Annotated in this window: 20 protein-coding genes; 2 read left to right on the top strand and 18 right to left on the bottom strand. The window is 76.3% G+C overall.

Annotated elements, in window-relative coordinates; translation table 11 throughout:
- Positions 1–17 precede the first annotated feature (17 nt).
- Together rpsT and MODMU_RS08340 are read left to right on the top strand one after the other, a co-directional pair.
- On the top strand, positions 18–278 hold the full coding sequence (gene rpsT / locus MODMU_RS08345) for a 30S ribosomal protein S20 (protein WP_014739780.1): 261 nt from the start codon (positions 18–20) through the stop codon (positions 276–278).
- 90 nt (positions 279–368) lie between these two features.
- Positions 369–962 carry an RBBP9/YdeN family alpha/beta hydrolase gene (locus tag MODMU_RS08340; protein WP_014739779.1) on the top strand — a complete coding sequence of 198 codons (594 nt, stop codon included), beginning with the start codon at positions 369–371 and terminating at the stop codon, positions 960–962.
- A gap of 10 nt (positions 963–972) precedes the next feature.
- On the opposite strand, the gene holA is transcribed toward MODMU_RS08340, so the two are convergent.
- From holA to MODMU_RS08255, 18 genes are all read right to left on the bottom strand, one after another.
- On the bottom strand, positions 973–1,884 hold the full coding sequence (gene holA / locus MODMU_RS29395; protein WP_231851858.1) for a DNA polymerase III subunit delta: 912 nt from the start codon (positions 1,882–1,884) through the stop codon (positions 973–975).
- Positions 1,820–4,456 (bottom strand): ComEC/Rec2 family competence protein, encoded by a 2,637-nt coding sequence (locus MODMU_RS27595; protein ID WP_014739777.1) that lies wholly within the window; start codon positions 4,454–4,456, stop codon positions 1,820–1,822. The genes holA and MODMU_RS27595 overlap by 65 nt, the downstream gene beginning before the upstream one ends.
- A 1-nt stretch (position 4,457) precedes the next feature.
- A complete protein-coding gene (locus MODMU_RS08325) occupies positions 4,458–5,321 on the bottom strand; it encodes a ComEA family DNA-binding protein (protein WP_231851816.1) in 864 nt (287 codons plus the stop codon).
- 174 nt (positions 5,322–5,495) lie between these two features.
- Entirely contained in the window at positions 5,496–6,425 is a 930-nt protein-coding gene (locus MODMU_RS08320) for a DegV family protein (protein ID WP_014739775.1), read from the bottom strand.
- Complete coding sequence (locus tag MODMU_RS08315) at positions 6,412–7,191, bottom strand: histidine phosphatase family protein (RefSeq protein ID WP_014739774.1); 780 nt, start codon at positions 7,189–7,191, stop codon at positions 6,412–6,414. The genes MODMU_RS08320 and MODMU_RS08315 overlap by 14 nt, the downstream gene beginning before the upstream one ends.
- Complete coding sequence (rsfS, locus tag MODMU_RS08310) at positions 7,188–7,655, bottom strand: ribosome silencing factor (protein WP_014739773.1); 468 nt, start codon at positions 7,653–7,655, stop codon at positions 7,188–7,190. The genes MODMU_RS08315 and rsfS overlap by 4 nt, the downstream gene beginning before the upstream one ends.
- A complete protein-coding gene (gene nadD, locus MODMU_RS08305) occupies positions 7,652–8,419 on the bottom strand; it encodes a nicotinate-nucleotide adenylyltransferase (protein ID WP_231851815.1) in 768 nt (255 codons plus the stop codon). The genes rsfS and nadD overlap by 4 nt, the downstream gene beginning before the upstream one ends.
- Positions 8,420–8,724: 305 nt before the next feature.
- Positions 8,725–10,164, bottom strand: a complete 1,440-nt coding sequence (locus MODMU_RS08300; protein WP_014739769.1) for a vWA domain-containing protein — start codon at positions 10,162–10,164, stop codon at positions 8,725–8,727.
- Positions 10,164–11,048 carry an AAA family ATPase gene (locus tag MODMU_RS08295; RefSeq protein WP_014739768.1) on the bottom strand — a complete coding sequence of 295 codons (885 nt, stop codon included), beginning with the start codon at positions 11,046–11,048 and terminating at the stop codon, positions 10,164–10,166. Before MODMU_RS08295 ends, MODMU_RS08300 begins: the two co-directional genes overlap by 1 nt.
- 29 nt (positions 11,049–11,077) lie before the next feature.
- Complete coding sequence (locus MODMU_RS08290) at positions 11,078–12,328, bottom strand: glutamate-5-semialdehyde dehydrogenase (protein WP_014739767.1); 1,251 nt, start codon at positions 12,326–12,328, stop codon at positions 11,078–11,080.
- A gap of 80 nt (positions 12,329–12,408) precedes the next feature.
- Positions 12,409–13,002 (bottom strand): GNAT family N-acetyltransferase, encoded by a 594-nt coding sequence (locus MODMU_RS08285; RefSeq protein WP_014739766.1) that lies wholly within the window; start codon positions 13,000–13,002, stop codon positions 12,409–12,411.
- Positions 13,002–13,481, bottom strand: a complete 480-nt coding sequence (def, locus tag MODMU_RS08280; RefSeq protein WP_014739765.1) for a peptide deformylase — start codon at positions 13,479–13,481, stop codon at positions 13,002–13,004. Before def ends, MODMU_RS08285 begins: the two co-directional genes overlap by 1 nt.
- 12 nt (positions 13,482–13,493) lie before the next feature.
- A complete protein-coding gene (gene proB, locus MODMU_RS08275) occupies positions 13,494–14,567 on the bottom strand; it encodes a glutamate 5-kinase (RefSeq protein ID WP_231851814.1) in 1,074 nt (357 codons plus the stop codon).
- A 43-nt stretch (positions 14,568–14,610) separates the two neighbouring features.
- On the bottom strand, positions 14,611–16,101 hold the full coding sequence (gene obgE, locus MODMU_RS08270) for a GTPase ObgE (RefSeq protein ID WP_014739763.1): 1,491 nt from the start codon (positions 16,099–16,101) through the stop codon (positions 14,611–14,613).
- A 97-nt stretch (positions 16,102–16,198) separates the two neighbouring features.
- Entirely contained in the window at positions 16,199–16,474 is a 276-nt protein-coding gene (rpmA, locus tag MODMU_RS08265; protein WP_014739762.1) for a 50S ribosomal protein L27, read from the bottom strand.
- A gap of 7 nt (positions 16,475–16,481) precedes the next feature.
- On the bottom strand, positions 16,482–16,793 hold the full coding sequence (gene rplU, locus MODMU_RS08260) for a 50S ribosomal protein L21 (protein WP_041795104.1): 312 nt from the start codon (positions 16,791–16,793) through the stop codon (positions 16,482–16,484).
- Positions 16,794–16,971: 178 nt separating this feature from the next.
- Positions 16,972–17,229 (bottom strand): hypothetical protein, encoded by a 258-nt coding sequence (locus tag MODMU_RS29390; RefSeq protein ID WP_231851812.1) that lies wholly within the window; start codon positions 17,227–17,229, stop codon positions 16,972–16,974.
- Entirely contained in the window at positions 17,226–20,084 is a 2,859-nt protein-coding gene (locus MODMU_RS08255; protein ID WP_051143956.1) for an Rne/Rng family ribonuclease, read from the bottom strand. The genes MODMU_RS29390 and MODMU_RS08255 overlap by 4 nt, the downstream gene beginning before the upstream one ends.
- Positions 20,085–20,160 lie beyond the last annotated feature (76 nt).

Here is a 20,160-nt window from a genome sequence, read left to right as displayed (position 1 = left end):
ACACTCGAGGCTCACGCGTGGCGAACATCAAGTCCCAGATCAAGCGGATCAAGACCAACGAGATCGCGCGCCAGCGCAACGTCGCGGTCAAGTCCGCCCTGAAGACGTCGGTCCGGCGTTTCCGCACGGCCGCCGACGCCGGGGACAAGGAGGCGGCCACGACCGCGCTCCAGGTCGCCAGCAAGGCGCTGGACAAGGCCGCCAGCAAGGGCGTCATCCACAAGAACCAGGCGGCGAACCGCAAGTCGGCGCTGGCCAAGAAGGTCGCCGGCCTCTGAGGCCGAGCCCCCGCTCGTCGACGAGCCCCTCTCCCGTCCCGGGAGGGGGGCTCGTCGCTGTCCCGGCCCCCGCGTGTTCCAGGAGGACCCGTGCCGACTCCCGACCGCCGCTTCCTGGTGCTGCACGGCTGGCAGAACCGGCGCCCGGTCGGGCACTGGCAGTGGCAGCTGACCGAGGCGCTGCGTGCCGATGGGGAGACCGCGCTCTACCCGCAGTTCCCCGCACCCGACCAGCCGTCGCTGGCCTCGTGGACCGAGCTGCTGCGGGCCGAGCTGGCCCAGCTCGGCGGCGGTGAGCGGGTCGTGGTCGCGCACTCGCTCGGGTGCTGGCTGTGGCTCGCGGTGGCCGGCAGCCTGACCCCGGAGGAGCGCGTCGACCGGGTGCTGCTGGTCGCCCCGCCGTCGGCGGAGGTGCTGACCGGGTACCCCGAGGTCGCGGAGTTCGCCCTCGTGCCGCAGGACCGGCACGCGCTGGCCCGGGCGGCGGGCAGCACCCGGCTGGCCGCGGCCGACGACGACCCGTACTGCCCCGGCGGCGCGGCCGCCGCCTTCGCCGCGCTCGGGCTGGACACCGACGTGCTGCCCGGCGCCGCCCACCTCGACCTGGACGCCGGCTACGGGCGGTGGCCCGCTGTGGAGGCCTGGTGCCGGGACCCGGCGACCCGGCTGACGCCGCGGAGCTGAGCCGGCCCGGTCAGCGACCCGAGCGGAGCCGTTCCCCGCGACCGGCCGCGCCGGCGGCGCGGATCGCCACGATCCGGCGGACGGCCCGTTCCAGCGCGTAGTCCGCGCTGGCGGCGGCGCCCTTGACGTCGGCGTTGAGCTCGGCGGCCACCCCGATCGCCTGCTGCAGGGCGTCGATGGTCCAGCCGCGCGCCTGGCTCTGCGCCTTCTTGACCTTCCACGGCGGCAGCTTGAGCTGGCGGGCGAGGTCGCCGGTGTTGGTGGTGTTGAGCGAGGCGACCCGGGCCGCGGTGCGCACCCCGTCGGCGAGCGCATCGGCGATGAGCACGTGCGCGACCCCGCGGTCCAGCGCCCAGCGCAGCATCTCGATCGACCCGGCCGAGTCCCCGACCAGCACCCGCTCGGCGACGGTGAAGCCGGTGACCTCGGCCTGCCCGCGGTGGAACCGGGCGACCGCGTCGGCGTCGACGACCCCGCCGAAGTCCGAGACCAGCTGACTCGCCGCCGCGGAGAGGTTGCGCAGGTCGTTGCCGACCGCCTCGAGCAGCGCGGTGGCCGCATCCGGGGTGATCCGGCCGCCGGCGTGCCGGACCTCGTTGCGCACGAAGGCGATCCGCTCCCCCGCCGAGCTGATCTTGGGGCAGTCGTCGACCGCCGCCCCGGCCGCCCGGAACGCCTTGAGCAGCGCCTCGTTGCGCTTGCCGCCGTTGTGCACGACGACCAGCGTGAGCTCCGGGTCGGGGTCCTTGGTGTAGCTGATGAGCTGGTCGGCCAGGGCGCCGGCGGCCTCGTGCACCCCGGTGACGACGACCAGCCGGTGGCCGCCGAACAGCGAGGGTGCGAGCACCTCGGCCAGGTCACCGATCGGGAGGCCGGCCGCGGCCAGCTCGTGCTCCTCGCTGTCGGCGTGCTGCTCGCGCACCGCGGCCCGGACCGCGGACACGGCGCGGGCCCGGAGCAGCTCCTCCTCGCCGGCCACGATGCGCAGCCGCGACGTCGGTGCGGGCGGTGCTGCTGCGCTGGGTGCCACGGGGCCATGCTGCCACGCGGTGCCGACGGGACCGGGCCGCCGCGGGACCGGCCGGCGTTCCCGCGGGAACGCCGGGCGCACCGGCCGCGGTCGCCCGCTGGACCACGTCCGGACCCCGGACCGCGACGCCCCACTCCCCGGCCCGGCCGACCACCGCGACGTCGCCGTCCCGGTCGGTGCGGTAGGTGCGCATGCCGTCGGCGGCCAGCAGGTCCAGCAACCGGTCGGCGGGGTGGCCGTAGCTGTTGTCCGCACCGACCGACACCAGCGCGACCACCGCCCCGCTGGCGGCGAGGAAACCCGGGTCGGCGTCGGCACTGCCGTGGTGCGGCACCTTCAGCACGTCGGCCGACAGGTCGGTGCCGGCGGTCACCAGGCGCGCCTCCGCCTCGGCTCCCAGGTCTCCGGTGAGCAGCACCCGCAGGCCGCGCACGGTCACCCGCGCCACCATGCTCAGGTCGTTCGGCTCCGCACCGGCGACCGCCCGGGCCGGGTCGGGGGCCAGCACCTCGACCGCGGCCGCGCCCACGGTCCGCCGCTCCCCGGGGGCCAGCACGACGTGCCGGGCACCGGCGGCCGCGACCACCCGCTCGAGCGCCGGCACCCGCTCGTCGGTCGGGGTCAGCGCGCCGGTCGCCACCTCGTCGACCTGCCGGCCGGCCAGCGCCCCGGCCAGCCCGGCGACGTGGTCGGCGTCCAGGTGCGAGAGCAGCACCAGCGGCAACCGCTGCACCCCGAGCCGGTCCAGGCAGCCGGCGACGAGGGCGCCGTCCGGTCCGGCGTCGACGAGCACCGCCTCCCCCGGCCCGGTCGGCACCACCAGCGCGTCTCCCTGCCCCACGTCGCAGGCGACGACCACGGTGTCCGCCAGCGGCCAGCCCCGGTTCACCTGGCGCAGCGGCCAGCCCAGCAGCAGCGCGCCGACCAGCGCGGCCAGCGCCACCCACCGCAGCCGCGGCCAGCGCAGCAGGGCCCACGCGGCGCCGCCGATCAGCGCGGCGAGCAGCACGGCCCCCGGGGCACCGCCAGCCCAGCCGGTGGCGCCGTCGGGCACCGCGGCGGCCTGCTCGGCGACGAGCACCAGCCAGCGCACCGGCCAGCCGGCGAGCCAGCTGAGCGCGTCCGCACCCGCGGGGAGGACCGGCGACACCAGCGCCGCCAGCAGGCCGAGCACGGTCGCCGGTGCCACCGCCGGCGCGGCCAGCAGGTTGGCCGGCAGCGAGACGACGCTCACCACCCCGGACAGTGCCGCGACCAGGGGTGCGGTGACCAGCCCGGCGGCGGCGCTGACCGCCACGGCGTCGGCGACCGGGCGCGGGAACCGGTGCCCGCGCAGCGCCCGCGACCAGGACGGCGCCAGCAGCACGATGCCGGCGGTGGCGGCCACGGACAGCGCGAAGCCGGCGTCGGTGGCCAGCGCCGGCTCCACCAGGAGCAGCAGCACCACCGAGGCGGCCAGCGCCGGCACCGCCGCCCGGGGGCGTCCCGAGGCCAGCGCGAGCAGCGCGACCCCGCCCATCACCGCGGCGCGCAGCACGCTGGCACCCGGCCGGGCGAGCACCACGAACCCGACGACGGCGAGCACACCGACGGCGGCCTGGACCCGCCGGTCGGCCCCGCGCGCCCGCAGCGGCCACAGCACCAGGGCGACGACGATCGCGACGTTGGCCCCGGAGACCGCGGTCAGGTGGGACAGCCCGGCCCGCCGGAACTCGGCGGTCAACGCCGGGTCCATGCCGCTGGTGTCGCCGACGACCAGCCCGGGCAGCAGCCCCGCCGGGCGTCCCGGCAGGGTGCGCTCGGCCGACCGGGCGAGGCCGGCCCGCAGGGCACCCGCGGCGGTCTGCACCGCGCCGGGGCCGGCGAGGCGGCTCGGCGCCGACCGCGCCGACAGGACGGCCAGCACGTCGTCCCCCGGCTCGGCCGCGCGGACGGCGACCCGCAGCCGCACCGACTGGCCGGGCAGCAGCCCGGTCCACTGGTCCGCCGGCCCGAAGACGAGCACCGGGTCGCCGCCGGTCCGGTGGCCGTCGACCTCGGTGGCGGTGGCCGGGACCAGCACCCGGGGCTCCCCTGCCCCGGTGAGCGGCCGGGGGTCGTCGTCCAGCTCGACGACGACCGGCACGACCGCCGCCCGGGCCGCGAGCCCCGGCAGCGGTGAGGCGGTGCGCGCCTCGGCCCGGACGGCGGCGACCGCGCCGACCACGGTGAGCGCCGCCAGGCAGCCGACGGCCACGGCACCGGCAGGTCCGGACCGGCCCCGGGCCGTCCGGAGCAGGAGGAGACCTGCCGCCACGGCGGCGCCGGCCGCGACGGCGAGCGACGGCCCGGCCGGCAGCCCGCGCGCCGCGAGCGTGCCTGCCCACACCGTCCCCGCCGGGGGCACCAGCCGCAGGTCGACCCAGGACCACCGCTCCCGGCTCCGGACCCGCCGCACCGGGGGCCCGGACCGCGGGGCGGTCACCTCAGACCCGCACCCGGTCGGTGAGGTCGGCGAGGACCGCCGGCCCGATGCCGCTGACGTCGTCCAGCTGGTCGACGCTGGTGAAGGGACCGTTGGTGCTGCGGTGGTCGACGATCCGCTGGGCGAGGACGGGGCCGATGCCGGGCAGGGCGTCCAGGTCGGCCGCCGTGGCGGAGTTGAGGTCCAGCCGCGCGCCGACGGTGGCCGCGCCGGGCACGGTGGCGCCCGGTGCTCCCCCGGCCGGGGCTGCGGCTCCGGGGACCCCGACCGCGATCTGCTGGCCGTCACCCAGCACGGCCGCCGCGTTGACCGCCGCCGGGTCGGCCCCGGGCAGCAGCCCACCGGCAGCGGCCAGGGCGTCGGCCACCCGCGCCCCCGCCGGCAGTGTCACCAGCCCGGGAGAGCCGACCTGCCCGACCACGGAGACGACGACGGCGGCCTGCGTCCCGGAGGGCTCCGGGGTGTCCGACGCCGGTGCCGGGGCGGTCGTCGGCGCCGCCGTCGCCGTCGCCGTCGCCGCTGCCGTCGAGGCGGCCGGGACCTGGTCCACCACCGGCCGGTCGAGCCACGTCCAGCCGAGGACGGCGAGCGCGGCGAGGACGGCGGCGGCCCACAGCGCCCACGCGCCCGGCCGGCCGGGGTCCAGCCGGGCGGTCCGACCGGGAGCGCGGTGCCGGCCCAGCGAGGCCGGCAGCGCGACGTCGGGCTCGTCGGCGTCATCCGGGTCGTCGTCCGGGTCGTCGTCCGGGTCGTCGTCCGGCTCCTCGTCGGCCGGCGGCGGCCCGCCGGTCAGGTCGTCGTCGGGCACCCAGCCCCGGGTCCGCTCGCCCTCCGCCAGCAGCGCACGCAACCTCGCACGGATCACGTCACCGTCGTCACGACTGCGGGCCCGGTTCAGCACCCGGCGGACGTTAGGAGCGCCGCGGGCCGGTCGGCCAGGCTCCCGGCGGGGTTGTGGACGACGGCACCGGCTGTGGACGACCGGCAGCCGCCGCGGTGGGTCCGGGGTCAGGGTGACGGCATGGCCGCCCCTCCCGCCTCAGTCCTCGCCGGGTCCGCGTCCGGCGTCGTCGGGCGGCGGCGGGGCCGGCTCCGCCCGGGGCGTGGGGTCGATGACCACCCCGACCGCGCCCGGCCCGACGTGCGCACCCACGGCAGCGCCGAGCTCGCTGACGTGCAGCTCCCGCAGCCCGGGCAGCCGGGCGGTGAGCTGCTCGGCGAGCCGCTGCGCGCGGTCCGCGGCGGCGAGGTGGTGCACCGCCGCGGAGACCGGCCGGTCACCGGCCACGTCGACGGCCCGCTGCACGAGCCGGTTCAGCGCCCGACCCGACGTCCGCACCCGCTCGAGCGGCACCACCTGGCCGTCGACGACGTGCAGCACCGGCTTCACGGCCAGGGCGCTGCCCAGCAGGGCCGCGGCCGCGCCGATCCGGCCGCCCCGGCGCAGGTGCTCAAGGGTGTCGACGACGAAGAACGTGCGGGTGGCGGCCGCGGTGTCCCGGGCGGCGTCGGCGGCCTCCTCCGCGGTGCTCCCGGCGGTTGCGGCGCGAGCGGCGGCGAGCACCGCGAAGCCGGTCCCCATCGCCGCCGAGCGGGAGTCCAGCACCGTGACCAGGTGCTCCCCCACCTGGCCGGCCGCCACGCGGGCGGCGTCCCAGGTGCCGGAGAGCTCCTTGGACAGGTGCACCGAGACGATCCGGGTGGCGCCGCGGTCGAGCAGCCGGCGGTAGACGGCGACGAAGTCACCGGGCGTCGGCCGGGAGGTCGAGACGTGCCCGCCCCGGGTGCCCAGCGACCGCGCCACCTCCGCCGAGCTGACCTCGCTGCCCTCCCGCCCGGACCGGCCGGCGAGGACGACGTAGAGCGGCACGACCTCGATGCGGTAGCGGTCCACCACGTCCGCCGGGAGGTAGGCGGTGGAGTCGGTGACGACCGCGACGGCCGGGTGCGCCGGGTCAGCCGGCGGCATCGGCGTCCTCGACCGGGGCCGGCGGCGCCTCCTCCGGCGTGGCACCGGACCGGGGTGCGTCGGGCACGTCGGTGGCCGACGGTCCCGGGAACGAGCCGCGGTCGCTCGCCGGGCGGCGGCCGCCCTCCAGCTGCCCGGCGGCGGGCACGTACAGGTTGTGCCGCATCAGCCGCCACCCGGAGGCCTGGAACGCCAGCTCGCTCCAGTGGCAGTTCCCCAGCGGCCCGAAGATCCGCTTGTGCTCCAGCCCGAGCCCGAGCAGCGCCTCGACCAGCCGGCCGGCCGTGCCACCGTGGGTCACCAGCACCGCCGTGGCCGCCCTCGGCAGGTCCGCGACGGCGGCCAGCGCCCGCGCGGCCACCTCGGCCTGCGCCTCGCCGCCGCGTCCGGGCACCGGGCGCCCGGCCAGCCAGTCCTCGTACTGCCCGGGGTGGCGCTCGGCGACCTCGTCGCGGGTCAGGCCCTCCCAGCTGCCCAGGCCGTGCTCCCGCAGCCGCTCGTCGACGTGCACCGGCACACCGAGCAGCGGCGCCAGCGCGCCGGCGGTGTCGACCGCCCGCTGCAGGTCGCTGGAGACCAGCACGACGTCCTGGTCGTGCAGCACGGCGGCCAGGTGCGGGGCGGTCCGCGCCGCCTGCGCCCGGCCCTCGTCGTCCAGCGGCGGGTCGAGCTGCCCCTGGAAGCGCCCGTGGGCGTTCCACTCGGTGCGCCCGTGCCGCCACACGAGGAGCCGGCGGACCGGCGGGGCCAGGGGGCCCGCGGTCACCGGTCGGTCTCGCCCGGTCCCGCGTCCACCGCGGCGTCGGCGGTGCGGTCGTCGTCGGACGCGTCGTCGGAGCTCGGGGCGGGAGCGGAGGCGGCGGGCGGTGCGTCCCGGTCGGTGAACGGGATGACCGGGCAGTCCTTCCACAACCGCTCGAGGGCGTAGTAGGCGCGCTCCTCGGTGTGCTGGACGTGCACCACGACGTCGACGAAGTCCAGCAGCACCCAGCGCCCCTCGGCGACGCCCTCGCGGCGCACCGGCTTGACGCCGTGCTCGCGGAGGCTCTCCTCGACGGCGTCGACGATGGACTGGACCTGGCGCTCGTTCGGCGCCGAGGTCAGCACGAAGGCGTCGGTGATCGCCAGTCGGTCGCTGACGTCGAGGATCGAGACGTCGGTGGCGAGCTTGTCGGCTGCGGCCTGCGCTGCGATCAGCGCGGTCTCACGTGCCTCGGCCGAGGCGGTCATCGGGGGATCTCCTGCAGGTCGGGGGACGTGGTGTCCCCGGGGGCTGGGTCGTCGGGCAGCGACGGCCGGGTCGGGGCGGGGGTCGCGGAGTCCTCGGCGGCGGAGGCGCCGGTGGCGCGGGGGGCGCCGAGCAACCGGAGGCCGGTGCCGGGGAGCACCTCACCGGGGCGGGACGGCCCGCCGCGGTAGAGCCCGCGCTTCTCGATGTACTGCACCACGCCGTCGGGGACCAGGTACCAGACGGGCATCCCGCGGCGGACCCGGTCCCGGCAGTCGGTGGAGCTGATCGCCAGCGCCGGCACCTCGACGAGGCTGACCGCACCGGGCGGGAGGTCGCCGTCGGCGAGCTGGTAGCCCGGCCGGGTGACGCCGACGAAGTGGGCGAGCTGGAACAGCTTGTCGGTCTCCCGCCAGCTCACGATCTGGGCGAGCGCGTCGGCGCCGGTGATGAAGAACAGCTCGGCGTCGGGGTGCTGCCGCTGGAGGTCGGTGAGCGTGTCGATGGTGTACGTCGGGCCGCCGCGGTCGACGTCGACCCGGCTCACCGAGAACCGCGGGTTGGAGGCGGTCGCGATCACGGTCATCAGGTAGCGGTCCTCGGCCGGGCTCACCCCGCGGTCGGACTTCTGCCACGGTGCGCCGGTCGGGACGAACACCACCTCGTCGAGCCCGAACAGCCCGGCGACCTCGCTCGCCGCCACCAGGTGACCGTGGTGGACGGGGTCGAACGTGCCACCCATCACCCCGAGCCGACGTCCTGCCACCGGTCGAGCCTAGCCCGGTTGCCGCTGGAGCCGGTCGGCGGACCGATCGGCTCCAGCGGGCCGGGCACCCGGGGCAGGGTGCCGGGCGGCCGCAGCGGCGTCCGTCCGGCGACCGGCTCCCCCGTGCAGCCGGTCGCCGGCAGCACCCCGCGGGCCGACCCGGGGCCGGCGCCGCGGGTCGGTGCGCTGCCGTCCCGCCCGGGACAACGGGACGATGCCGTCCCGGTCACGGGTCCGCCGGGAGGATCTACGGTGGCATCGATCCCATCGGCGTGTCGCCCTGGGCACGCCGGTCGTTGCCGGGGTCAGAGGGTGGTGACGAAGTCCGCGAGCTGGGCGGCGGTGCGCACCTCGACCATCGGGATGACCTCGCGGTAGCGGTCGGCGGCGGAGTCGCCGCTCCCCCACAGCCGTCGCGGCTCGGGGTTGAGCCAGTGCGCCGACCGCGACCGCCGGACCAGGTCGGCCAGGGTGGGCAGGCCGGGCTGGCGGTAGTTGGTGCGCCCGTCGCCGAGCACCAGCAGCGACGTCTTCGGTCCGACGGCCCCGGGCCACCGCTCCGCGAAGACCTCTAGGGCGTTGCCGTAGTCGCTGTGCCCGTCGAAGCCGACGACGTCGGCCTCCCGGCCGATCCGGGCGATCGCGTCGACGACGTCGGCGCCCGGGGTGAAGAACCGGGTGACCTCGTCGGTCGAGTCGACGAACGCGAACGCCCGCACGCCGCTGAAGTGCTCCCGCAACGCCTGGGCGAGCATCAGCGTGAAGTGGCTGAACCCGGCGACCGAGCCGCTGACGTCGCACAGCACGACCAGCTCCGGCTTGTGCACCACCCGGGGCCGGTGGTGGGTCACCAGCGGCATGCCACCGGTGGCCAGCGAGGCCCGCACGGTCCGCCGGAAGTCCAGCCGCCCCTCCCGGCCCAGCCGCCGGCGGGCGGAGAGCTTGGCCGCCAGCCGGCGGGCCAGCGGCGCGACGGTCCGGCGCAGCTCGGCGAGGTCGGACTGCTGGGCGCGGAGGAAGTCGACCTGGTCGGCCAGCGGCCGGACGGCGTTGCGGGCGACCTTGTCCCGCCCCTTCTCCGCGGCGGTCCGGCGGCGCACCTCGGCCTCGACCGCGGTCCGGAACGCGGCGATCCGCTCCCTCGCGGTCTGCCGGGCCACCTGCTCGGCCAGCCCACCGCGGTCGGCGTCGCCGAGCAGCCCGGCCAGCAGCTGGGCGACCAGGGTGTCCGGCGACAGCGCCCGCAGCACGCGGTAGCTGAAGAACGACTGCCCCGACGGCGAGGGCGCCCCGGCGCCCAGCTGGTCCACGGCGAGCCGGGCGAACCGGCGCAGCGCCTCCGGGTCGCCCTCGGTGAGCAGCCGCAGCAGCTCGGCGCGCATCGCCTCGGTCAGCGCGCCCGGGTCGCCCACCGGCAGCGGGCCGTCCGCGGCGTCGCCGTCCTCGGCCTGGTCGTCGGACGCCTCGTCGCCCTCGGGCAGCGGCCGGTCGGTCAGCGGCCACCACAGGTCGAACAGCACGTCGAAGGCCGGCCGCTGCGCGGCCCGCCGGAGCAGCACCGCGGCCAGGCCGTGCCGCAGCTGCTCCCGGTCGAGCAGGTCGACGACGGTGAGCACCTCGGCGGCGTCCACCGCCTGGCTGATCCCGACCGGGACCCCGGCCTCGCGGACCGCGCGGACGAAGCCGTCCAGGTGCCCGGCGAGCCCCCCGGGCTCCACCGCGGTGGGCGGTACCGGCGCGGACATCAGTTCAGCCGGAGCTCGGCGGCGGCCCGCACCTGGTCGCTGGCGTGCTTGAGCACGACGCCGAGCGTCGAGCGCATCGCCGACTCGTCCAGCGTGTCCAGCCCGAGCGCCAGCAGCGTCTGCGCCCAGTCCAGCGTCTCGGAGATCGACGGCGCCTTCTTCAGCTCCAGCGCCCGCAGCGCCCGCACGGTCCGCACCAGCTGGTCGGCCAGCGCCGGCGCGAGCTCGGGCACCCGGGACAGCACGATCTCCCGCTCCCGCTCCGCACTCGGGTAGTCCAGCGCCAGGTACAGGCAGCGCCGCTTGAGCGCCTCGGACAGCTCGCGGGTGGCGTTGGAGGTCAGCACCACCATCGGCCGGCGGACGGCGGTGATCGTGCCCAGCTCCGGGATGGTCACCTGGAAGTCGCTGAGCACCTCCAGCAGCAGCCCCTCGACCTCGACGTCGGCCTTGTCGGTCTCGTCGATGAGCAGCACGGTCGGCTCGGTGCGCCGGATGGCGGTCAGCAGCGGCCGGGCGAGCAGGAACTCCTCACCGAAGACGTCGTCGTGGACGGTGTCCCAGTCCGCGCCCCCGGAACCGGCCGCGGAGATCCGCAGCAGCTGCTTCTTGTAGTTCCACTCGTACAGCGCCCGGGCCTCGTCCAGCCCCTCGTAGCACTGCAGCCGGATCAGCTCCGCGCCGGTGGCCGTGGCCATCGCCTTGGCCAGCTCGGTCTTGCCCACCCCGGCCGGGCCCTCGACGAGCAGCGGCTTGCCCAGCCGGTCGGCGAGGAAGACCGTCGTCGCGATCTGGTGGTCGGGCAGGTACCCCGCGGCCGACAGCCGCGTCGTCACGTCCGCCACGTCGGCGAACTGGGCGGCGTGGGTGGGCGTGCGGGACATGCGGCTCCTTCGGGGGACGGCGGCCGGCGTCAGCGGGTGTGGCCGCTGCCGGTGACGACGTAGGTGGTGGAGGTGAGCTCCGGCAGCCCGAGCGGCCCCCGGGCGTGCAGCTTCTGGGTGGAGATGCCGATCTCGGCACCGAAGCCGAACTCGCCGCCGTCGGTGAACCGGGTGGAGGCGTTGACCAGCACGGCGGCGGCGTCGACCCCGGCGGTGAAGTCGGCGATCGCGCGGGCGGAGTCGGCGACGATGGCCTCGGAGTGCCCGCTGCCCCACCGGCTGATGTGGTCCAGCGCGCCGGGGAGGTCGTCGACCACCCGCACCGCCATGTCCAGCGACAGGTACTCGGTCGCCCAGTCCTCGTCCGTCGCCGGCAGCACCCCGTCGTGGGCGGCGCGGGCGGCGTCGTCGCCGTGCAACGTCACGCCGGCCTCGGCGAGCGCGGTGAGCAGCCGCGGCAGGAACGCGACGTCGCGGTGCACGAGCAGCGTCTCGGCGGAGTTGCAGACGCTCACCCGGTGGGTCTTGGAGTTCAGGACGATCGCCTCGGCCATCGCCGGGTCGGCCGAGGCGTCGACGTAGACGTGGCAGTTGCCGACGCCGGTCTCGATCACCGGCACCCGCGACTCGGTGACCACCCGCTGGATCAGCGAGGCGCCGCCGCGCGGGATGACCACGTCGACCAGGCCGCGGGCGTTCAGCAGCTCCCCCACCGACGCCCGGTCGGCCGGCAGCAGCGCGACCGACCCGGCCGGCAGCCCGGCCTTCTCCGCGGCCTCGGTGAGGACGGCGACCAGGGCGGTGTTCGTGCGGTGCGCGGAGGCCGACCCGCGCAGCAGCGCCGCGTTGCCGCTCTTGAGGCACAGCCCCGCCGCGTCCACGGTCACGTTCGGCCGGGCCTCGTAGACGATGCCCACGACGCCCAGCGGCACCCGGACCTGGCGCAGCTGCAGGCCGTTGGCCAGCGTCGACCCGCGGACGACGTCGCCCACCGGGTCGGGCAGGGCGACCAGCTGGCGCAGCGCGTCGGCGACCCCGGACACCCGCGCCGGGGTCAGCCGCAGCCGGTCGAGCACCGACTCCGGCGTCCCGTCGGCGGCAGCCGCCTCGACGTCGGCGGCGTTGGCGGCCAGCACCTCGTCGGCTCGTTCGAGCAGCGCCTCCGCCATCGCCACGAGCGCGGCGTCCTTGGTCTCGGTGGGCAGGGTGCGCAGCACGCGGGCGGCCTCGCGGGCGCGCGCGGCGGCGGCCCCGATCAGCGGGAAGTCGTCGGCGGACACGCCCCGAGGTTACGCGGGCGCCGGCCTAGGCATAGGTACCAATACCGGCGTCCTGGCGCCGGGAACGCAGGTATTGGTACCTATGCCTGGTGGCGGGCGAGGCGGTGGCGCAGCCGGTTGCGGACGGCGGGCCACTCCGCGTCGGTGATCGAGAAGACGACGGTGTCCCGCAGCGAGCCGTCGGGCTGGCGTCGGTGGTTGCGCAGCACGCCGTCCTGCTTGGCGCCGAGCGCGGCGATCGCCGTGCGCGACTGGGTGTTGTGCCAGTGGGTGCGGAACTCGACCGCCAGGCAGCCGAGCACCTCGAAGGCGTGCCCGAGCAGCAGCAGCTTGCTCTCGGTGTTGACCCCGCTGCGCTGGGCCGAGGCCGCCGTCCAGGTGTAGCCGATCTCCAGCCGCGGGGTCTCGACGTCGACGTTGCAGTAGGTGGTCGCCCCGACCACGGCGCCGGTGTCGTTGCGGCGCACGGTGAACGGCAGCATCGCGCCGGCGTCCTGCAGGGCGAGCCGCGCGTCGACGTCGGCGGCCATGCCCTCGCGGGTGGGCACGGAGGTGTACCAGAGCTCCCAGAGCCGGCCGTCGGCGGCGGCGGTGGCCAGGGCGCTCACGTGCTCGCGGCGCAGCGGCTCCAGCGTGACGACGTCCCCGGCCAGCGTGACCGGCTCGAACGCCATCAGGCGCGCAGGGCGCGGAGCACCCGCTTGCGGGTCTCGCCGGTCAGCCGGTCGACGAACAGCTTGCCGTCCAGGTGGTCGACCTCGTGCTGCAGGCAGCGCGCCAGCAGCCCGCTGCCCTCGATCCGCAGCGGCTCGCCGTGGACGTCGAGGCCCTCGGCGGCGCAGTGCATCGCCCGCACGGTCGGCGCGTAGAGGCCGGGGATGGACAGGCAGCCCTCGTCGTCGTCCTGGGTCTCCTCGGAGCGCTCGGTGATCACCGGGTTCACCAGGTGCCCGATGACGCCGTCGACGTTGTAGGAGAAGACCCGCAGGCCGACCCCGATCTGCGTCGCGGCGAGCCCGGCCCGGCCGGGGTGGTCGACGGTCTCCTCGAGGTCGCGCACCAGGGCGGCCAGGTCCTTGCCGAACTCCCGGACCGGGTCGGCCGGGGTGCGCAGGACGGGGTCACCGAGTTCGCGGATCGGACGAACAGTCACGGGTCCAGTCTCTCAGCCCGCGAAACGGCGGCTGACCAGCACCATCTCGTCGCGGTGCACGACCTCGCGCCGGTGCTCGGGGTCCAGGTCCGCGGTCTTGCGGCCGAGCAGGGCCGGCAGCTCCCGGGCGTCGTAGGCGACCAGGCCGCGGGCGACGACCACGCCGTCCGGGCCGACCAGCTCCACCGGGTCGTCGGCGAGGAAGTCCCCGGTCGAGCCGGTGACGCCGGCGGCCAGCAGCGAGGCGTGCCGCTCGCGCACCGCACGGACCGCGCCCTCGTCGAGCAGCACCCGGCCGCGCGGGCGGCTGGCGTAGCGCAGCCAGAACTGCCGGGCGGAGGGACGGCGTCCGCGGGCGGCGAACAGCGTGCCCACCCGCTCGCCGGCCAGCGCGGCCGCCGCCTGCGGGGTGGAGGCGACGACCACGGGCACCCCGGCGCCGGACGCGATCAGCGCCGCCTCGACCTTGGTGGCCATGCCGCCGGTGCCGACGCCGTTGCGGCTGGCCGAGCCGAGCGCGACCGCGGCGAGGTCCTCGGGGCCGCGGACGGTGTCGATCAGCTGCGCCGGGCCGGTGCGCGGGTCGCCGTCGTAGACGCCGTCGACGTCGGAGAGCAGGACCAGGGCGTCGGCCACGGCCACGTGGGCCACCAGCGCGGCCAGCCGGTCGTTGTCGCCGAACCGGATCTCCTCGGTGGCGACCGTGTCGTTCTCGTTGACGATCGGCAGCACGCCCAGCGCCAGCAGCCGCTCGATGGTCTGCGAGGCGTTGCGGTAGTGGCTGCGCCGGGTCAGGTCGTCGGCGGTCAGCAGCACCTGCCCGACGGTGACCCCGTGCGCGGCGAAGGCGTCGGCGTAGGTCTGCACCAGCCGCAGCTGCCCGACGCTGGCCGCGGCCTGCGCGGTGGCGAGGTCCCGGGGCCGGCCGGTCAGCGACAGCGGCGCCAGGCCGGCGGCGATCGCACCGGAGCTGACCAGCACGACCTGCCGGCCGGCGGCCCGCAGCGCGCCGAGGACGTCGACCAGCGCGCGCAGCCGGTCGACGTCCAGCCCGCCGGGCAGCGTCGTCAGCGACGAGGAGCCCACCTTGACCACCACCCGGGGGCGGCGGCGACGTCTGCCCGCGTGCTCACCGGTCGGCGTCGTCCTCGAGCAGCCGGGTGTCGATCCAGCCGTCCTCGTCGGCCAGCTCGTGCGGCAGCCGGCGGGCCTTCTTGGCCGCCAGCCGGTCCTCGGCGCGGGGCCGGGTGTTGGTCTCCAGCCGCACGTCGGTGCCGCGGCCGCCCAGGCCCGCGGTCTCCTCGACGGTGAGCGTGCCGGCCGGCAGCGTCGGCTCCCAGTCGAAGGTGACGTCGCCGACGGTGATCGCGTCGCCGGGGACGGCGCCGGCCTTGGCCAGCCCCTCCTCCACGCCGAGCCGGTTGAGCCGGTCGGCGAGGTAGCCGACGGCCTCGTCGTTGGAGAAGTCGGTCTGCCGGATCCAGCGCTCGGGCCGCTTGCCGCGGACCAGCCAGCCGTCGGTGCGCGGGTCGGGCTCGACGGTGAAGCCGCCGTCGTCGACGGCGCGCGGGGTCAGGGTGATCCGCACCGGCTCGACCTCGGGCAGCGAGGCCCGGTACTGCTCGACCTCGCGGGCCAGCGCGAAGCCCAGGGCGTCGAGGCCCTCGTGGGTGGCGACGCTGATCGGGAAGACCTGCAGGCCGCGCTGCTCCAGCGTGGTGCGGACCAGGTCGACCAGCTCGCGGGCGTCCGGGACGTCGATCTTGTTCAGCACGGCGATCTTCAGCCGGCCGACCAGGTCGAGCTCGTCGCCGCCGTACTCGCGCAGCTCGTGCTCGAGCGCGTCGATGTCGCTCTCCGGGTCGCGCCCGGGCTCCATGGTGGCCATGTCGACCACGTGCACCAGGACGGCGCAGCGCTCGACGTGCCGGAGGAACTGCAGGCCCAGTCCCTTGCCGGTGGAGGCGCCGGGGATGAGCCCGGGGACGTCGGCCATCGTGTAGGTGACGTCGCCGGCGCGGACCACGCCCAGCTGCGGCACCAGGGTGGTGAAGGGGTAGTCGGCGATCTTCGGCCGGGCCGCGGACATCGCCGCGACCAGCGAGGACTTGCCGGCCGACGGGTACCCGACCAGGCCGACGTCGGCGATGCTCTTGAGCTCCAGGACGACGTCGACGGCCTCGCCGGGCTCGCCCAGCAGCGCGAAGCCGGGGGCCTTGCGCCGGGAGTTGGCCAGCGCGGCGTTGCCGAGCCCGCCCTTGCCGCCGTGCGCGATGACCACCCGGGTGCCGGCGCCCATCAGGTCGGCGACCTGCTCGCCGTCGATGGTGACCACGGTGCCCGGCGGGACCCGGAGCACGCGGTCCTCACCGCGCCCGCCGTTCTTGTAGTCGCCGGCGGCCTGCTTGCCGTTGGCGGCCTTCTGGTGCGGCGAGTGGTGGAAGTCCAGCAGCGTGTGGACGTTCGGGTCGACCTCGAGGACGACGTCCCCGCCGTCCCCGCCGTTGCCCCCGTCGGGGCCGCCGAGCGGCTTGAACTTCTCGCGGTGGACGGAACTGACCCCGTGGGCCCCGTTCCCTGCGGCCACGTGGACCGTCACACGGTCGACGAAAGCGGCCATGGTCGCCGCCTCTCTGCACTACGGCCGGACTGGGTGAATGGAAACGGGGTGGCGGCGCCAGATCGGCGCCGCCACCCCGTGAGAACTGCTGGTGGTGCTACGCGGAGACGGTCTCGCGCGCCGGGACGGCGGCGATGGTGACCTCGCGGCGCCCACGGCGGAACCCGAAGGTCACCGCACCCGGGACCAGCGCGAACAGCGTGTCGTCCTTGCCGCGGCCGACACCCAGGCCGGGGTGGAAGTGGGTGCCGCGCTGGCGGACGATGATCTCGCCGGCCTTGACGACCTGGCCACCGAAGCGCTTCACGCCGAGGCGCTGGGCGTTCGAGTCGCGGCCGTTGCGGGACGACGATGCGCCCTTCTTGTGTGCCATGTCGTCGTCAGCCCTTCGTGATGTCGCGGACCACGACGCTGGTCAGGGGCTGACGGTGCCCCTGCCGCTTGTGGTAGCCCGTCTTGTTCTTGAACTTGTGGATGTGGATCTTCGGGCCCTTGCCGTGCTCGACGATCTCGCCGGTCACGGTCACGCCCGCGAGCGCCTGCGCATCGGTCGTGACGGTGTCGCCGTCGACCAGCAGGATGGCAGGGAGGGTGACGGTGTCACCGGCCACCCCGCTCAAGCGGTTGACGGTGAACGTGTCACCGACACCCACCTTGTGCTGCGTTCCACCGGCCTTGACGACTGCGTACACCACTGACTCCTCGATCGGTTCTCTTCAGGTCCAGCACTGTGTCCTGCGCGCACCGGGCGGGCCGAGTGCTGGACGGGCTGCCGGCCGACGGATCCACCTTGAGGCGGCCTGTCGTCCCGCGGCAACCCGACCAGCGTACCCGAGCCGGGGACGCCGGGTCGAACGTGGGCGGGACCCCTCAGGTAGGGGGGCCGGCAGGGCGGGACGCCGCCCGGCGGCGGCGCGGTCGGGCCACCGGCGGGGCGTCCTCGGCCACCGGCTCGGCGACCGCCTGCGGCGCGACCACCACCGCCGGCGGGGCCTCGGCCACCGGCTCCGCCGTGGTCTCCTCGACCGGGGCGGCGGCAGGGCTCTCCGGGGCGCCGGTGAGCGCCGCGGCGAGCACCGTGTCGGGCGTCGGCTCCTCCGCGACCACCGGCGACTCGACGTCCGTCACCTCGACGTCCGGCACCTCGACCGGCTCCGCCGCGACGACCTCGTCGGCGGTCTCCTCGACGGGAGCCTCCTCGGCAGGAGCCTCGTCGACAGGGGCCTCCGCGACGGGAGCCTGGTCGGTGTCCTCGGTGTCGCCCGCCGCGGCGAGCACGGCGGCGTCCTCGGCCGCGCGGGCCTCACCGGACTGGCCGCGACCGCGGCGTCCCGGCTGCGCCGGCCACCGCGGCCCTCGCCGGTGCCCTGCTCGGCGGGCTCGGCCGCCTCGGCGTCCACCGGCTGCTCGGCCGGGGTCTCGACGGTCTCCGCGACCTCGTGGCGCGGCTGGTCGCCGCGCCCACCGGAGTCCTTGGCCGGGCCCTGGTCGCGGTTGCGGCCGCCGCCGGGGTGCCCGCCGTTCCCGTTGCCGCCGGAGCGCTTCTTGTCCTCGACCGGGTCCAGGTGCACCAGCACGCCGCGACCGCGGCAGTGCTCGCAGGGCTCGGAGAAGACCTCGAGCAGGCCCTGGCCGACCCGCTTGCGGGTCATCTGCACCAGGCCCAGCGAGGTGACCTCGGCGACCTGGTGCTTGGTCCGGTCCCGGCCCAGACACTCGGTGAGCCGCCGCAGCACGAGGTCGCGGTTGCTCTCCAGGACCATGTCGATGAAGTCGATGACGATGATCCCGCCGATGTCGCGCAGCCGGAGCTGGCGGACGATCTCCTCGGCGGCCTCGATGTTGTTGCGGGTGACGGTCTGCTCGAGGTTGCCCCCGGAGCCGACGAACTTGCCGGTGTTGACGTCGACGACGGTCATCGCCTCGGTGCGGTCGATCACCAGCGAGCCACCGGAGGGCAGCCAGACCTTGCGGTCCAGGGCCTTCATCAGCTGCTCGTCGATCCGCAGGTCGCGGAAGACGTCGCCGGTGCCGGCGTAGCGCTGCAGCCGCTCGGACAGCTCCGGGGAGACGTGCGCGACGTAGGCCTCAACGGTGTCCCAGGCGTCGTCGCCCTGGACGACGAGCCGCTTGAAGTCCTCGTTGAAGACGTCGCGGATCACCCGGATCGCCAGGTCGGGCTCGCCGTAGAGCAGCGTGGGAGCGTTGCTGGTGGAGGCGGCCTTGGTCTGGATGACCTCCCACTGCGCCTGCAGCCGGGCCACGTCGCGGGTGAGCTCCTCCTCCGAGGCGCCCTCCGCGGCGGTCCGGATGATCACACCGGCGTCGTCCGGGACGATCTTCTTGAGGATGTCCTTGAGCCGGGTGCGCTCCTTGTCCGGGAGCTTGCGGCTGATGCCGGTCATCGAGCCGCCGGGCACGTAGACCAGGAAGCGGCCGGGCAGGTTGACCTGCTGGGTGAGCCGGGCGCCCTTGTGCCCGATCGGGTCCTTGGTCACCTGGACCAGGACCTTGTCCCCGCTCTTCAGCGCGGTCTCGATCGAGCGCTGCTTGCCGGACAGGCCGGCGGCGTCCCAGTTGACCTCACCGGCGTAGAGGACGGCGTTGCGGCCCTTGCCGATGTCGACGAAGGCGGCCTCCATGCTGGGCAGCACGTTCTGCACCCGGCCGAGGTAGACGTTGCCGGCGAACGAGGTCGCCTGCGTCTGGGTCACGTAGTGCTCGACCAGCACGTCGTCCTCGAGGACGGCGATCTGGGTGCGCTCGCCCTGCTGGCGGATGACCATGGCGCGGTCGACGGCCTCGCGGCGGGCCAGGAACTCCGACTCGGACAGGATCGGGGCGCGGCGGCGGCCACCGTCCCGGCCCTCGCGGCGCCGCTGGCGCTTGGCCTCCAGCCGGGTGGACCCGGCGACCCCGCGGACGTCGTCGTCGCTGGAGGTCCGGCCGTTGCGGCCGGCGCGCTCCGGGCGGTCGTCGTCGTCGGTGGTCTCGTCCGCGGCGCTCTCGCCGCTGCTGCCGCGGCGGCGGCGACGCCGGCGGCGGCGGGTGCTGGAGCCCTGACCGGCCTCGGCGCCCTCGTCGTCGCTGTCCTCGTCGCTGTCGGCGTCGGAGCCGTCCTCGGACTCCTCGTCGGTGTCCGCGGTGCCGGCGACCGGCGCCTCGGTGTCCTCGTCGGTGTCGTCCCCGGCGTCGCCGGAGTCCTCGCTGCGGCCCCGGCCGCGGCCGCGGCGCCCGCGGCGGCGGCGGCGGCTGCCGGAGCTGCCGCCGTCCTCGTCGTCGCGGTCGTCGGTGTCGTCGGCGTCGGTGAGGTCGCGGTCGTCGACCTCGGCCACATCGGCGACGTCGGCCACGTCGGCGTCCTCGACCGGCTCGGCCACGGCCTCCTCGGCGGGACGGCGGCGGCTGCGGCCGCGGCCGCGCGGCCGGGCCGGCTCGGTCTCGCGGTCGTCGACCTCGGCGGTGGCCTCGGCGGGCTCCTCCGGCTCGGCCGGGGACTCCGCGGGGCGACGGCTGCGCCGGCGCGGCGGGGGCGCGGCGTCGGGCTCGGGGGCCACGAAGGTGATGAACGCGGGGGCCGGCGGGGCGACCGGGGCCGGAGCCGGCTCCACCGGGTCCGGGTCGGCCGACAGCGACGGCCGGGTGGCCCGGCGGCGGGGCCGGGCGGTGACGGTGGTCGGCTCCGGGGAGCTGAACTGGGCGCCGAAGCGGGGCAGCCCCGGCTCCGACTCGGGCGCCGGGGTGCGGTCGTCGACCGGGTTGCGCTCCGGCACGAGCGGGCCCCCGGCAGCGAGGAGCGCGGCGGCGGCCTCGGCGGCGCCGTCGGTCTCCTCCTCGTCGTCCTCGGGCAGCACGGCGCCGGTGGGTTCGGCGGGCGGGTCGGCGGGGGTCTGCTCGAGCCCGCCGGTCTCGGGTGCGGGCGACTGCTCGGGAGCCGGGGCCCCGTCGGTCGCGGGGGTGTCGTCGTCGGTGCGGTCGGCCACTGAGGGCTCGCCTCCTGTGCGTCCCCGGGCGCCGGTCGTCTCCGACAGGCGGCCGCGCAGGGACGCGGGTCAGGCG

The sequence above is a fragment of the Modestobacter italicus genome (assembly GCF_000306785.1).
Classification (GTDB): domain Bacteria; phylum Actinomycetota; class Actinomycetes; order Mycobacteriales; family Geodermatophilaceae; genus Modestobacter; species Modestobacter italicus.
This window is presented reverse-complemented; position numbering and strand designations above follow the sequence as displayed.